The organism is Psychrobacter sp. WY6 (assembly GCF_018448495.1).
GTDB lineage: Bacteria > Pseudomonadota > Gammaproteobacteria > Pseudomonadales > Moraxellaceae > Psychrobacter.
This window is the reverse complement of the sequence record NZ_CP049902.1, coordinates 1616138-1631705: the sequence shown is the minus strand read 5'-3', so window position 1 is coordinate 1631705 and position 15568 is coordinate 1616138. Positions and strand designations below refer to the sequence as shown.

Below are 15568 nucleotides of genomic sequence, written 5' to 3'. Positions count from 1 at the left end.
TAGTAGACTAAGAAGATTTGACACCGTTCATCATATTTTTCAGATTAAAAGCAAGCACCTTTGTCAAAAATACGATTTTCGACACTATTTACAATAAATGAAAGGCAATCGAGTACATTAAACGAGGTTAGTACGGTAAATATGACAAATATTTCGATCTATTACGTCCATACCAACCAGCGCTTAAGCAAGTCGCTTAATGCTTTATCTTTATAAGTGGCGCTATAACAGTAATCGACACCAGCTGCTTTCAAACCATGCTCAAAGCTATCTAACTGCTTCGCTCGATGTGGTGGATACCAATATACCAATAAAGCCCGATGTTCACTTTCAAATTGACGAATACGCTTGGCTAACGACTCAGCTTTACTTGGAAAAATATCTTCCGCAAACATCACCATATTCACCTGTCTTACATTCATCTCCTCTATAACCAGTGTTTCATGCTGACGATAAATGACAGTCGCACCTAAACGCTCTAGCTCCTTCGCTAAAAACCCAACTTCATGATAATAATAGTAAATAATAGTCAATCCAGCCAATAAATGCTGCTGCCGAGACTGCTGTTTATTGGTCATCGATATGGTCAGCATGAATTGGGTGCCTGACCCTAACGTACTATCGACTTCTATAGTAGCGCCCATCAGCTGAGCCATTTGCTTGACGACTGGCAAACCAACACCTGAGCCTTCATATTGACGAGTTTGTGATGAATCCACTTGGAAAAACGGATTAAAAATATCATCGATATGAGTGCTATCGATACCAATACCTGTGTCTTTCACACTGATTTGCCAGCGATTGCTTTTATCAAAATGAGTCAATTGCGACGTAATAGTCACCTGCCCCGCTGGAGTAAACTTAATCGCATTGCTCAATAATATCGATAATATTTGTTTTATTTTTTCCGCATCCCCTTCCAGACCATAGTCTATATGATGAATACGGCTAATCAACTCTAGCCTTTTTTGCCGAGCAATAGGCTCATATTCTGCCAACAGATCGGCGATTAACTGCAGTGGATTGAACGCAATACAATTAATACTCATCTGACCTTTTTGTATTTGATTCAATTGAATAATATGATCAAGCGACGACACCAATTTATCACTACCGTCACTGATAATTTCAACCGCATCTTTTTGTTCTCTATTGAGGGTATCGTAATCTAACAGCTGTAAACCGCCTACGATAGCATTTAGCGAAGTTTTCAACTCATGGGTGATCATGCTTTGAAAGTTATGCAGCTGCACATCGAGGGATACGTCTTTGTTGTGTAATTGCTGCTCAAAAATAGCAAGCGCCTCATAATCTTGTTGGACTTTCTGTAAACGATCAAACAATACAGCCAAAGTTTGCTTGATTTGCACCAGTTCCTGAAATTCAAAAAGCTGTGGAATCACTGGTAACTGCTCAAGCTCTGGGTTTTTCACAACGATGTGACAGACTTCTTTCAAAGCTTCAATATCTCTGATTGGCCATTTGAGTTTGCGCAGAATGTACAATACCCAAAGTACCGTCAATATCGTGGTGATAAGCCATAGCAATATATTGCTTCGAAACCAATGTGAACGCAGGGTGTTCACATCTAAAGTGAGATTAATATATCCAACTAACGCGCTATTTTTATTGGCCTCAGCAGACGCTGATGATTCTTGCTCACCATTTGATAAAGTCGTGGACGATTGCTGACTGCTGTTTAACGTATCTAGCGCGCTATCATCACCGATATCGTCACTGGTAACGGGATAATTGAAGCTGACAGTATCTGCAAATAAGGCATTCTTCCAATCATCTCTGGATTGATTAACTTCATCAATAGGTTTGGGTGTTGAATAAAATAAAATACTTCTAATGCTGGGTTCACTTTCTAACAAGAATCTCACTTGCTCAGCCACGATATCAGCACCATCGGCTGTCGATGCGCTGGTGGTCAACATGGTAGCCAATTGCTGGATATGCTGACGCTTCTCTTTATAGTGGTATAACAAACCATAAACGATAGACATCAAGAAGCCTGCCAACACAGCCAAAATAATGGCTTGTACGACAGAACGCCAAATAAGCGTAGGGATGGTTTGAGAGGGACGGTTGTTCATATTACTTAACTGAGTTAAGAAAACTTTTGATTATAGTACAGGTATTTTGTAGGAGTAGTGAGGGAAATATCACATGTTAATAAAACTTAACAACGTATTAATATATCATGATGACCGATATAATCATCATGATATGGCACATTACAGAGAAGCATGAACAATAGAATAAAACAGTCTTTATTTACTACAACAATATAAAGACCGTCATCATTTTGCTAAATTAACGCTTTTTATCTTTATTGGTGAATTTCTGCTTATCTTTGGTAGTAAATTTCTGTGCCCGATTACGCTCGCGTTGGCGCAACTGTTGCGTCTTCGCTTTGGTTGGCGTATCGCTCTTGTTGGCATATGGGTTGTCATTTTGTTTAAGGACAACGTTGAGCGGCGTGCCTTCGAGCTTAAATACTTGACGGAATTGGTTTTCAAGATAACGCTGATAGCTCTTAGGTAGCGCGCTGGTTTGGTTACCATGAATGACAATCACGGGCGGATTGTGACCACCGATGTGAGCGAAGCGCAGTTTAATACGGCGACCAGCAACCGTTGGTGGTGGATTGGCTGTCACCGCATCTTGCAGAATCTGAGTCAAGCGATTGGTTGATACTTCAAACATCGAAGATTTATAAGCACGCAAGATAGACGGGTATAGATTACCCACACCCGTACCATGTAGTGCTGAGATTAAATGCACTTTTACATAAGGGATAAAGTTAAAGCGGCGATCCATCTCAATCTTGATATAATTTTTCTGATCAGCAGTCAGACCATCCCACTTATTAATCGCAACAACTAAAGCACGACCCGCATCAAGCGCATAGCCAATCATATGCAAGTCTTGATCAACGATACCTTCATGCGCATCAATAACAATAACGGTTACATTAGAATCTTCGATTGCTTGCAGGGTTTTAATGACCGAGAATTTCTCTACTTTTTCATCAATTCTGCCGCGGCGGCGCACACCAGCAGTATCGATTAAGACGTAGTCTTTACCTTCGCGTGTATAAGGAATATAAATACTGTCACGCGTGGTACCGGGCATATCAAAAACCACTACTCGGTCTTCACCCAATAGACGATTGACTAGCGTCGATTTACCAACGTTTGGACGACCTATGATCGCTAACTTCAAACCTTTTGGCTCTACGACATTCTCTTGCTCAGGCATATCAGCCGTCAATATTTCAAGCAAATTACCGACACCGCGACCATGACTTGCTGCCATCGGATATGGCTCACCCAATCCTAATGCATAAAACTCGGCAGGTGCAGCGTCGTGAGCACCATCGACTTTATTGGCAACCACATAGACTGGTTTGCCAAGTGTATGTAAAAACTTACCAATCTCAGCATCTGCGCCGATCATACCAGCACGAGCATCCACCACAAATACGATGATGTCTGCTTCATGAATCGCTGTATGCGATTGCTCAGACATATAGTCATCAATGTTGCCGCTACCATCATCCGCCTCACCAATACCACCAGTGTCTACAACGATAAAAGATTTGTCTTCATAGGTCGCATCACCGTACTGACGGTCACGAGTCAGTCCTGACAAATCAGCAACCAATGCCTGCCGACTTTTTGTGAACTGATTAAATAAGGTGGATTTACCGACGTTTGGACGACCAATTAAGGCGACCACAGGCTTGATACTCATGGGTTACTCTCAGTGAAATGCACGATGGCGGGCAGTACAGTTATTCTTATAACCAGTGATATAACAGTAGTCGTGAATAGGCTGCTCTTGACCGCAAATTAAAATGAATGATAAAAAAATAGCAAAAATAATCGTCAGCTATTTTACACTTAGCAAGTGGTACATAGGACGACTAAATTATAGATAAAAATATATATATGGATAACACCTACGGCGCATCGGTCGCATAGAGTACGCGAAAGCCTGTGTTTAAACAAGCGATTTACACAAGGCACTAAACGCTGACGAAGCAGCGTTTGTGTTCTCTAAAATTACAATCAACCAGTTGGCTTACAGTTGACTTAACGATAGTATCAAAACACACTATCTGAGTAACTGTTAACCGATAAAAAGCTTAGCGGGCTAACTGCCAAATAGCAACTTGTCCTGACGTGCTTTGGGTCATTAAGCGGCTGCCTTGTACCTGCAAGCTACTCAAAGCGCCCTTGGTTTGTACACGGCTAACGATTTTACCGCTAGCTGGATCAAATAAGTGTACCACGCCGTCAAAATCACCCACAGCAATATAATTGCCAATCATCACAGGATTGGTTAAATGACGATAAGCCAGCTCTTCACTTTCCCAAAGAACCTCACCAGTACTGCGATTATAGGCAACCACTTTACCCTCTAAACTGGTAGCAATCACCTGCTGGTTATTTACAGCAAGTGACTTTAAGCTGGCAAGCTCGTTGACAAACATGACTTGACGCGAAGCCAAATCAATACCTAATAACTGACCGCTATAACTGATGGCAAATAGCTGGTTTTTATCGACGATCGGCGTACCATCGACATCACTCATGCGCTCAACTTCACTACTACCAGTGCCAACACCAACACGTCTTGACCACTGCGGTAAACCACTATCAGTCGTCACCGCATGTAAACGACCATCAGCAGTCGCTAATAACGCCGTTTTGCTATCTAATAACGTTGGCGCCGCACTACCGCGTACACTGATGGCTGGAACTTGTGTGGCAAACTGCCAGACAGACTGACCTGTCTGTAGTGACAAGCCATGTAAAAAGCCATCGTTCGCTGATAGAATGACACGGTTATTGGTAATTAAAGCGGGTGTCAATACTGATCCTGATAACTGCTTCTGCCAGCGTTTTGCGCCAGTCACACTATCAAATGCCATCACTTGACCACCGCGTGTGCTAATAATCGCTGTTTGGCTTAAAGCATCTAAAGCAACGCCGCCCGTGATTTGATCGCCAACGTTGATCGACCATAAACGTTCGCCTGCACTGTTAAAGCCGGTCAAGTCCCCACCGCGCGATGCAGTGACGATTTGTCCATTGACATAACCTACTTGCAAGTCTAATGGATCTTTCTTACTGGCTTTTTTATTGCCAATATCTGTGCTAAAAACCGGTTGCAACACACTGATAGGCTCAGCAATCTGTACCAGCTTGACTGGATCATTGACGACGGGTTTAATACCGCGATTACACCCAATCACCGCAGTGCTCATCACTGCCAATACTGCCACATGCATCACCGTCGATTTGATGGTTTTAGCTTTTGATATCTTGCTAGAGCGAATAGATTGAGTCATTATGAGTTCTCACTACAAATAAATTATTATTAATTAGTAAATTGGTTATCAGTAAGTATAAGATCGGCGATTAGTACTCACCAAGCACATTCAATGAGTGCTGGTGGTTCATGCGACGCGATTGTTTTACTGTACCACTTAGCTTGTAGAACGGTTATAGATACGCGCTATTGACTAGCAATTATCAGGCATTAGGTAGAACGCAAACGCTATTATTGGTTAACAGCGCTTGTCACTGTACAATTATTGCGCAACCTCGGCAGCAGCATTTTCTTCCACCAAGGGCTGTGCAGGATTACTTGACTCTTGAATCAGACTGACTGGTTCGTCGATAGGCTCAGGTACGATGCCCAGACTCTCCATCTTTAATGCCAATACTGCACGCGTCTCTTGACGGTTGCGTAACAACTCCCAAGCATTATTATAAGACTTGATCGCTGAGTCTTTATTATCTTGTGCCAAATAAATATCCCCTAACAACTCTTGTTGGCTGGCTTCAAATGAGCTTGGCATATCATTGTTGGCTTCTGCTAATGCAGCATCCGTATCGCCCGCCGCCAGTAACGTTGTCGCATAGCGCAAACGAGTAATTGCCTGTAAACCTGCATCACCTAAGTCAATAGCCAATGCTTTTTTGAAGGTTTCACTTGCCTCGGTAAATTCATTATTATCTACTTGCTGACGCGCTTTAATCATCAGTGCCTGCCAAGCGTAAACCGACTCACCATGCTTACTGACTAGCGCATCAATATCTTTGTTTAGCTGGGTGCGACTTTGGGCAAGTGCTGCCTGTGCTTCTGCTTCCAAATCAGGGTTTTGTGAGGCCAAACTGACTTCTTCATTCAACCGCTGAATGTCTGCATAATGATCTGCTGCAACGGTGTCTACGCGCGCATGGTTGTCCTGCCAATATGTCCAACCAAAATAAGCGGCCAGTGCCAACAAAATCGCAGTGACAATATAGCTGCCATACTGCTTTAACGCTTGCATTGAATTGTCTGCATTCGGCGAATTGGGTGTCAGAGCCATATGTGTTTACCTGATAAAAGTGTTATGAAATTGCTAATGCTAAAACCGCAATCGATTACTGACGGATAAAATTTTCTTTGTTCGACAGCCAATCTGTCGCAACCGTCTGTTGTTCGCCCGTCTGCATGTCTTTAACGCTGAGGGTATTATCATCCAGCTCTTGCTGCGCAATAATAACGGTCAATGCAGCACCTGACTTATCGGCTTTCTTCATTTGCGCTTTTAGGCTCGTCGCACTCGCCATTTTCACCCGAATGTCTGGGCGACTATAGCGTAGGCGCTGGGCATAGCCAATACCAGCACTATAAACCTCTGGATGCGCAACCACGAAAACATCGCAAGCGGGAACATCAGCAATCGGCGCAACCGCTTCCATTAACAGTAATAAACGCTCAAGCCCCATGGCAAATCCAACAGCAGGCTCAGATTTTACTGGCTTATTGCCATCAGTACCGATGGATTTTAGTTGCCCGATCAAACCATCATAACGGCCGCCTGCACAAACAGTCGCTTGGCTACCAAGCTTGTCGGTCACCCACTCAAAAACCGTTTTGTTATAATAATCAAGACCGCGTACTAAGTGTGGATTGATCTCAAAATTAATACCCAGCTCTGTTAAATAGGCTTGTACTTGCTCAAAATGCGCCACGCTTTCTTCACCTAAAAAGTCAGCAAGCTTAGGCGCGTCTACCAATAGAGCTTGGGTGCTTGCTTCTTTGCTATCTAAAATACGTAGCGGATTGGTGGTCAAGCGGCGCTTGCTGTCTTCATCCAGCTGATTTTTTATCGGTTAAATAAGCAACCAATGCTTCGCGATAAGCATAACGCTCATCAATTTCGCCCAGACTGTTCAGCTCTAAACGCATCTCATCTTTTAGACCCAGCTCTTGCCACATTAGATGAGTCATGGCGATCAGCTCAGCGTCAGCGTCTGGTAAGGCACTACCAAAGCTTTCAACACCTATTTGATGAAATTGACGATAACGACCTTTTTGTGGACGCTCATAGCGAAACATTGGACCGATATACCATAATTTAGGCGTATCACCGCGCAGCAAGTTATGCTCAATCACAGCACGTACTGCACCTGCCGTACCTTCAGGGCGTAGAGCCAACGGCGTTGGTGGCTCAGATTTATCGGTAAAGCTATACATCTCTTTTTCGACAATATCAGTCGCGCCGCCAATGGCACGCGCAAACAAATCGGTTTGCTCAACGATTGGCAAGCGAATATGCTCAAAGCCGTATCTGCCCAGTACTTCAGCCAATATCGCTTCTAAATGCAGCCATTTTGCGGACTGATCAGGCAAAATATCATTGAACCCTTTGATAGCTTTAATCATGGTACGGTCGTATCCTTAAAAATTTTAACAAGTGTCTCTTTTATTTTTTGCTCATAATAGTGTTTTATTTTACGCGGATAATCTCATTCTCGCGTTTTTTAGCCAAATCTTCGGCATGTGCGCGTACCATGCCTTCTATTTCATCGACCAAATTGTCGGTATCGATAAGATGGCTTTTTTCACCCATACGATATACCAAGGATCTTGGTGCGGCACCAACAATGCCAATATCGGCCTCTTTTCGCTTCACCAGGACCTTACTTTACAGCCGATCACAGACAGATTCATCGGTTCACGAATGTCTTCTAAACGCGACTCTAGAGCCGTCATGACTCTAATCACATCAAACTCTTGGCGAGAGCAGCTTGGGCACGCAATAAAGTTGACACCATTAGAACGTATATTGAGCGATTTTAAAATATCAAAGCCGATTTTAATTTCTTCTTCAGGCTCTGCCGCCAGTGAGATACGAATGGTATCACCGATGCCATCTAATAATAAACCGCCAAGTGCAATCGCGGATTTGACCGCGCCCGTACGATAAACGCCCGCCTCGGTGACGCCTAAATGCAGCGGGTTATCAATTTGGGCAGAAATCAGGCGATACGCATCCAAGGTCAAAAACACATTACTGGCTTTAACCGATACTTTATATTGATCAAAATTTAGACGCTCTAATATATCGATATGGCGCATGGCTGATTCAAGCATCGCCTCGCCAGTTGGCTCGGTATATTTGCGCTGAATGTCTTTTTCGAGCGAGCCTGCATTGACACCGATACGAATAGGGATGTTGTAATATTTGGCACAAGCAACCACTTCGCGTACTTTAGCATCGCTACCGATGTTACCTGGATTAATACGCAGACAGTCAGCCCCTGCTTCGGCAACTGCTAACGCAATCTTGTGGTCGAAATGCACATCTGCAATCAAAGGCACACTGACCAGCTTACGAATTTCGCCAAAAGCTTTGACCGTATCCATCGTTGGCGTCGACACCCGCATCAAATCCGCACCAGCTTCAACGCAGCGTTCGATTTGAGCGACAGTTGCTGCCACATCGCAAGTATCTGTATTGGTCATACTCTGCACACTAATCGGCGCATCACCACCAATCGCGACATCACCGACATATATTTTTTTGGTAAGGCGACGGTTAATAGGCGCTGACGTTGACATAGACAAACCCTTCAGTTAAAGCGAAAAAACGCAGAAAAAATACACTTATAATAGCTTGCAGATAGCAACTTTTAAAAATAAATCTTGTACAGCAGTCGATAAGACTAGCATTCAAAATTAGCCGCTTAAAAAGTTAAGGCGCTAACTCAAAATTGGCTTGCTTATCCGTTGCATAAGTATTTAGCGCAACCGCTTCTTGGTTAAGCATTATGCTGACATTATCAACATTATCAATTTGTACATTAAACGGCGGCGTACCTGACAGTTTATAATCCCCAGATGTCTGCGAGCCACTCATTAAACTACTACCAGAGGCATCAGTAATACTCACGACGGCGGTATCCGTCAGTTTGACATCTAAAGACGCTGGACTTGCATCGCCGCCCAAGTTTAGAGCAGAGCCAGAGGCACCAACGCCCATCTCATCAGTATTGATTGCCGCCCCTTGCGCTTGCTCTATCGCTGAGACGTCTTCGACCGTCGATACTGGCTGCTCGGCATTCTCTTTACTGGCATTACTCACCATGCGAAATAAGAAAATCGCTAAAATAATGACACCAATAACGGCGATGATCAGTAGTGGGTTAAAACGAATTCGATTGTGCGTATCACGTTGCAACGTGCCCATTGGACGCAGTGGCGTATCCGTGTTATTCACTGACTTGGCTTTCAGCTCCGTAGGATAAGCGGCATCAAAGCTGGTCGCTATTTTTACAGGATCTAAACCCAAAAACTTAGCATAATTGATGGCAAACCCACGGGCAAAAGCAGCTTGCGGCATCTCCGAAAAATTTTCATTTTCAAGCGCTTGCAAATGACGCTTTAAAATAAATAACTCGGCAGCTACCTCGTCTAAGCTGATTTGCTTATTTTTACGGGCTTGCTGCAACACGGCACCAAATGATCCCTGAGCGTTAGATGAGTGTTTAATGATGGGGTGGTCATTTCCATGGTGCCTCTGGATTGTTAAGCCAAGTCTTAAGTTGTTTTGCTTCATCACTTAAAGGATAAGCGGATAAAAGCTGCTGTGCCAATTGCTGGCGCGTCGTTATGTTATTTTGTGCAGCGGCCAATTTGATACCTTGTAATAGCAAGCGCGGGCTAATGCCCTGCCCTTGCACCAGTATCAACGTTTCATAAAGCCTTTGAGCCTGTGGAACACGTTGCTGCTCAAGCAATAAATCGACCAACTCGATATGGGCAATAATACTATTGCGATTGCCATCAAGTGCCCGTAAAAATGCTTTAGCAGCCGCACTGCGATCACCTAGCTGTAAGTAAGTGCGTCCTAGATTCTCTAGCGCACCAATACGACCTTCGTAACCTAATGCTGAACCCGCAATCTCAAACTGCTCTGCCGCCTCACGATAGCGCTTCATTTGTGACAAATAAACGCCATAGTTATTGTGGGCTTGCTCAAAATCTTTATCAAGCGCGATCGCTTTTTTAAAATATTGATCGGCTTTTTCGAGATTGAGTCGACTGCCCTCTTGCTGCAGCAAAACGCCCATCATATCATAGGCTGGCGCGTAACGGCTATCGGCAGCAAAGGCTTTTTCGAGTTGGCGCTGAGCGGTATCAAGCTCATTTTTGCGGATATATTGCGCGGCCAGTGAAGTGCGCACGCGAGCAATTTCTTGTTGATCTAAGTTACGATTGTCATTGGGTCGCGTAGACGTTTGATAAGCCGCAATGTTTGTCAAATCATTGGTCGGCGTGCTTTGACAACCAGTGAGCAGCAGCCCTACCAATGCCGTCACTAACACTGTACGCTTCGACATCGCTATTGGGTCAATAGCCATTTGTCCATTTGCTGTACTCAATCGCTTATAAGTCTGAGAAAATATTTTTTGATAATTGAACTGACAAGAATTTCTAGAAGTCATCATAGCCGCCATCATAAAACTGTGATTCAATGCGTTCGATCCTCGAGGCATCAGTTTAATAGATTTAGCCCGCATAAGTACAATTTAGTTGTCATTAATTACTGTGCACATCCAAACTAATCGTTATTGCTACATTTTTATTACCATTGCGACAGATAAAAGACAAATACGATGCTACATCGAAAATGTCTATTCACCATTTATATAACCATCATCCTAAATACTTTCACGATCCTTGATGCTTTGCTGCCATGCGGCTGAACGACGCGTTCTATCAGCAACTTGCCCAACCAATTGACCACATGCCGCATCAATATCATCACCACGAGTTTGACGTATGGTACAAACAAAACCTGCTTCACTTAATATATTACTAAAGGCATGAATTCGATTATTACTCGACTTATCATAATTCGCATGAGGGAACGGGTTAAACGGTATCAGGTTAATCTTACTTGGTAAATCGCCCAATAATGCGACCAATTGCTCAGCATGCTCATTACTATCATTGACACCATCTAGCATCACATATTCAATAGTCACGTGTTTTTTGTGGCGCGGATTTACTTCAAAAACGTAATTTCTCGCTGCCGCCATGAGCTGCTCTAATGGATTTTTTATTAATTGGGACTAGCTCATTACGCAGCTCGTCATTTGGTGCGTGCAATGAAATCGCTAAAGCCACGTCAAGCTCCTGTGCCAACTCGTACATTTTTGGCACCACACCTGAAGTCGACAAAGTAACGCGGCGTTTTGATAAACCATAAGCATGGTCACTGAGCATCAATTCCATCGAGCTGACAACGGGGCGATAGTTTAATAACGGCTCGCCCATACCCATCATGACCACATTGGTGACGTTGTTTTCCCATAAACTATGGTCAACATTTTCTAAACTATCATTTTCATCGGTCATATAAGAGGCATTTGCCACCCATAATTGTCCAAGAATCTCAGCCGCTGTCAAATCGCGCTCAAAGCCCTGCTTACCCGTACTACAAAAGCTACAGTCGAGCGCACAGCCCACTTGCGAAGAAATACACAAGGTTTTACGACCGTTTAATTTGCTGTCATCTGCGGGAATTAGTACGGTCTCGACCAACGAGCCACCCGTGACTTCAAAGACCCATTTACGCGTGCCGTCATCGCTGTATTGACGATGAATCACTTTTGGCGGAATGACGCAGGCATTGGCTGATAATTTATCACGCAAAGATTTACTCAGATTGGTCATTTGCTCAAAATCAGTGACACCCTGCTGATATATCCACTTAATGACTTGCGTCGAGCGAAACGGCTTTTCGCCAATACTCTTAAAGTATTCCGCCAGCTGCGCTTGTGTCATACCTAGTAGATTGGTTTTCGCCTGAGCCTCGTCTACTAATTTTATACTCTTAGTAGTCTTAGCAGGGACGTGTTGGACGTCAGTTTGAATAGGAGTTTGAGCAGTTGACATAATAAATAACCTTTTTGCATCTACTGGTATAAGCGATGCAATTGTTGAGATGGGTGTTGCTAGACGTACTCAATATATGAGTGCATGAGCAATCCGTTATGAGCGCATTTTTTACCAAAAGCTAAAAGTAATATGCTGATAAAGGATTGATAACGCTATATAAAACCAATAATGAGGGAGAAAAGTTAAAATTTCAATGCATAGTCAGACTATTATAATAGCTAAAACGGCTTATACCAAAAGATATAAGCCGTCTTGCCACACTAATAATTTATAGTCAATTTTATAAGCTATTAGTGCATAGTGAATCAAATATAGAGCTGTTACAAGGAAGACAAGCGCCAATTGTACATTGAGTACATTAAGCGAGTCTGACACCGTAACAGACTATATTTGGTTTACTATACTAACGCGTACGTGCACACACTTCTTCTTCATTGAAGAAGTAGCTGATTTCACGTGCTGCTGATTCAGCTGAATCTGAACCATGAACCGCGTTTTCATCGATGCTGCTAGCGAAGTCAGCACGAATAGTGCCTTCAGCGGCGTCTTTCGGGTTAGTAGCGCCCATGATATCACGATGCTTAGCGATCGCATTTTCGCCTTCTAATACAGATACCAATACTGGACCTGAAGTCATAAATGACACTAGATCGTTGTAGAATGGACGCTCAGCGTGCTCAGCGTAAAAACCGCCCGCTTTTTTATCATCAAGTTGCATCATTTTAGCGGCAACAATTTTTAGACCTGATTTTTCAAAACGATCGTAGATAGCGCCGATGTTGTTGCCAGCTACTGCGTCAGGTTTGATGATAGATAAAGTACGTTCGTTAGCCATGAAAAGCTCCTAATAAATAATGAATTCGATAAAAATGAGATGGTAAATACTTTGTTTTATCTTTGGCCGCAATGTTGACTTAGGCAGATTTAAATAACTCATGGTCTATCAATGCGATAATATGAGCGCCAACACAGGATTGCTGCCTATTATAATGATTAGCGCTATAAATAATAGGGTTAATTTATGACCGCACCTTGCATAAAAGTAAATTTATGACCGCAGCTTATCTTAAGACAAAGTGAGCATTCATCAATAGCAGATTCTTACCCTACGTATCTCATCACTAACTATCTTTGTCATTAATGAGCATAAAACCAACTTGGCGAAAACTCTATGTAAGTGTTACCAAAAAAATCCCTCAGCATATAATGCTAAGGGATTTTGTTAATACGCAGCTATGAAGGTCACTGCTTTCAAGCAATACTAAAAAACAACTACTCGCCTAAGCGGCTGTCGCGGCAACTGCCAGCGCTACATTCACGCACACGATCATTTAAGAAGTTCACTCGCTCAGTTGTCACCCGAGTCGCACAGCCCATATTGACAAAAAATCCTTCATCATTATTATAACTACATTGGTCATTACGCTCGCGTATCCACGCCAATGTCCGCGCTTTAATTTGGATTTTTGCTGGCTATTTAACTGCTTAGCCAATTTTGCATAAGAATTATTCAGCTTTTATCCGCTAAATATACTTTTAAGCAATATAAATCATCAAAATCATTGTTGGGTTTATCACAGTTTTGCGCGCCCCATGACAGCATAGGAAACATAAAAGCCGCAGACGTTAGCAGCGCTAGAGCTGTTTTGCCTATAGAGTGCTTGATAATAGTCGCTTTCATCACGTTTTCCTTTTTATATATTGATAAAATTACATTCATTTATGACAATATACCAATTAAACCAGAATAATGTTAGCAATTCTCTCTTTTATACTATTTTTTCTTATCTCAATTTATTCAATTGCCAGATATCTTGATTTTTTATCGTTAGAGATTAATAGTGATTAACACTTTTATCACTTGGCATTAATAATAGTTCACATAATAGAAAATGATAAGACATTACTCACAAGATAATACTCATCCCAATGCTCAGCACTGGGATTTTTTATGAACGCTTAAACTAATTAAGTTTTATGATAAGAAACTAAGCATCATACGGGTCGCGCAATACAATCGTCTCTTCGCGGTCTGGACCGGTTGAGATAATATCAACTGGGCAACCAATCAACGCTTCGATACGTTTGATATATTTTTTCGCATTTTCTGGAAGTTCATCATAGTTAGTGATACCAACGGTTGACTCACTCCACCCTTGCATCGTCTCATATTTAGGCGTGACTGACTCATAGAATTCAGCATCATGTGCACCTGCACACTCAGTCTCAGGCAGGTTATAACCCACACCAATTAGTAGCTCTTCAAGACCATCTAATACGTCAAGCTTAGTTAAGCAGATACCTGACATAGAGTTCAGTACCACTGCACGGCGTAACGCTTCAGCATCGAACCAACCACAGCGACGCGCACGACCAGTAGTCGCACCAAATTCATGACCGACTTTAGCCAAATGCGCACCAACATCATCAAATAGCTCAGTTGGGAATGGACCACTACCGACACGGGTAGTATAAGCTTTAGTGATACCAAGTACGTAATCTAAGTACAATGGACCGATACCTGTACCAGTCGATACGCCACCAGCGGTCACGCTTGAGCTAGTAACAAACGGATAAGTACCATGGTCGATATCAAGCAATGTACCTTGCGCACCTTCAAACATCAGATTCTTGCCAGCCAGACGCAATTGATTAAGGTCTTCGGTCACATCAGTAACCATGCCTTTAATCTCTTCTTTCCACTCTTGGCAAAGCTTAAGTGTCTCATCAAAATCAATCGCTTCAACTTTATAATACTGAGTCAGTTGGAAGTTATGATATTCAATTAAGTTGCGTAGTTTTTCTTCTAAATCATCACGGAACAAGTCAGCAAGCTTGATGGCACGGCGGGCTACTTTATCTTCATAAGCAGGTCCAATACCGCGACCCGTCGTACCGATTTTGCCAGTACCGCGTTTTGCTTCGCGTGCTTGGTCAAGTGCCACATGATACGGCATGATAAGTGGGCAGTTCGGTGATATGCGCAGACGCTCACGTACCGGCACGTTGTTGTCTTCTAGCTCTTTCATCTCTTTTAATAATGCGTCAGGTGCTAACACCACGCCGTTACCGATGAAGCAGGTAACGCCTTCACGTAAAATACCTGATGGGATTAAATGTAGGATGGTGGTTTTACCATCGACAACTAACGTGTGACCAGCGTTATGTCCGCCTTGAAAACGTGCAACTGCTGAAGCTTTTTCGGTTAGTAAATCGACGATTTTACCTTTACCTTCATCGCCCCATTGGCTACCCAAAACTACGACATTCTTACCCATGATCAATCCTTACCTTTATGTATTGAGGT

General features: G+C 42.9%; 10 protein-coding genes and 3 pseudogenes. All 13 read right to left on the bottom strand.

The annotated features are described in order from the left end of the window. Positions 1 to 161: 161 nt before the first annotated feature. The 13 genes and pseudogenes from G7Y90_RS08210 to G7Y90_RS08150 all read right to left on the bottom strand — a co-directional run bounded on the left by G7Y90_RS08210 (position 162) and on the right by G7Y90_RS08150 (position 15539). Complete coding sequence (locus tag G7Y90_RS08210; protein WP_250163877.1) at positions 162 to 2099, bottom strand: sensor histidine kinase; 1938 nt, start codon at positions 2097 to 2099, stop codon at positions 162 to 164. Between the two features lie 220 nt (positions 2100 to 2319). After that, positions 2320 to 3762, bottom strand: coding sequence for a ribosome biogenesis GTPase Der (gene der / locus G7Y90_RS08205; RefSeq protein ID WP_055124475.1), 1443 nt, complete (start codon positions 3760 to 3762; stop codon positions 2320 to 2322). A gap of 394 nt (positions 3763 to 4156) precedes the next feature. Continuing rightward, positions 4157 to 5365, bottom strand: a complete 1209-nt coding sequence (bamB, locus tag G7Y90_RS08200) for an outer membrane protein assembly factor BamB (RefSeq protein WP_201559923.1) — start codon at positions 5363 to 5365, stop codon at positions 4157 to 4159. A gap of 243 nt (positions 5366 to 5608) precedes the next feature. Continuing rightward, positions 5609 to 6394, bottom strand: a complete 786-nt coding sequence (locus G7Y90_RS08195; RefSeq protein WP_201559924.1) for a YfgM family protein — start codon at positions 6392 to 6394, stop codon at positions 5609 to 5611. A 55-nt stretch (positions 6395 to 6449) separates the two neighbouring features. Continuing rightward, positions 6450 to 7737, bottom strand: a pseudogene (gene hisS / locus G7Y90_RS08190) (histidine--tRNA ligase). 64 nt (positions 7738 to 7801) lie between these two features. Continuing rightward, a pseudogene (ispG, locus tag G7Y90_RS08185) lies at positions 7802 to 8916 on the bottom strand (flavodoxin-dependent (E)-4-hydroxy-3-methylbut-2-enyl-diphosphate synthase). A gap of 133 nt (positions 8917 to 9049) precedes the next feature. Then, on the bottom strand, positions 9050 to 9808 hold the full coding sequence (locus G7Y90_RS08180; RefSeq protein ID WP_250163876.1) for a helix-turn-helix domain-containing protein: 759 nt from the start codon (positions 9806 to 9808) through the stop codon (positions 9050 to 9052). 49 nt (positions 9809 to 9857) lie between these two features. Further along, a complete protein-coding gene (gene pilW / locus G7Y90_RS08175; RefSeq protein ID WP_502937424.1) occupies positions 9858 to 10697 on the bottom strand; it encodes a type IV pilus biogenesis/stability protein PilW in 840 nt (279 codons plus the stop codon). Positions 10698 to 11018: 321 nt separating this feature from the next. Beyond that, positions 11019 to 12258: pseudogene (gene rlmN / locus G7Y90_RS08170) on the bottom strand (dual-specificity RNA methyltransferase RlmN). A gap of 406 nt (positions 12259 to 12664) precedes the next feature. Further along, positions 12665 to 13096 (bottom strand): nucleoside-diphosphate kinase, encoded by a 432-nt coding sequence (gene ndk / locus G7Y90_RS08165; protein ID WP_055124481.1) that lies wholly within the window; start codon positions 13094 to 13096, stop codon positions 12665 to 12667. Positions 13097 to 13533: 437 nt separating this feature from the next. Continuing rightward, positions 13534 to 13704 (bottom strand): hypothetical protein, encoded by a 171-nt coding sequence (locus tag G7Y90_RS08160; protein WP_250163874.1) that lies wholly within the window; start codon positions 13702 to 13704, stop codon positions 13534 to 13536. 67 nt (positions 13705 to 13771) lie between these two features. Beyond that, positions 13772 to 13942: a hypothetical protein gene (locus G7Y90_RS08155; RefSeq protein ID WP_250163873.1), complete on the bottom strand. Its 171-nt coding sequence runs from the start codon at positions 13940 to 13942 to the stop codon at positions 13772 to 13774. Positions 13943 to 14249: 307 nt separating this feature from the next. Continuing rightward, positions 14250 to 15539, bottom strand: a complete 1290-nt coding sequence (locus tag G7Y90_RS08150; protein WP_045444847.1) for an adenylosuccinate synthase — start codon at positions 15537 to 15539, stop codon at positions 14250 to 14252. Between the last annotated feature and the right edge of the window lie 29 nt (positions 15540 to 15568).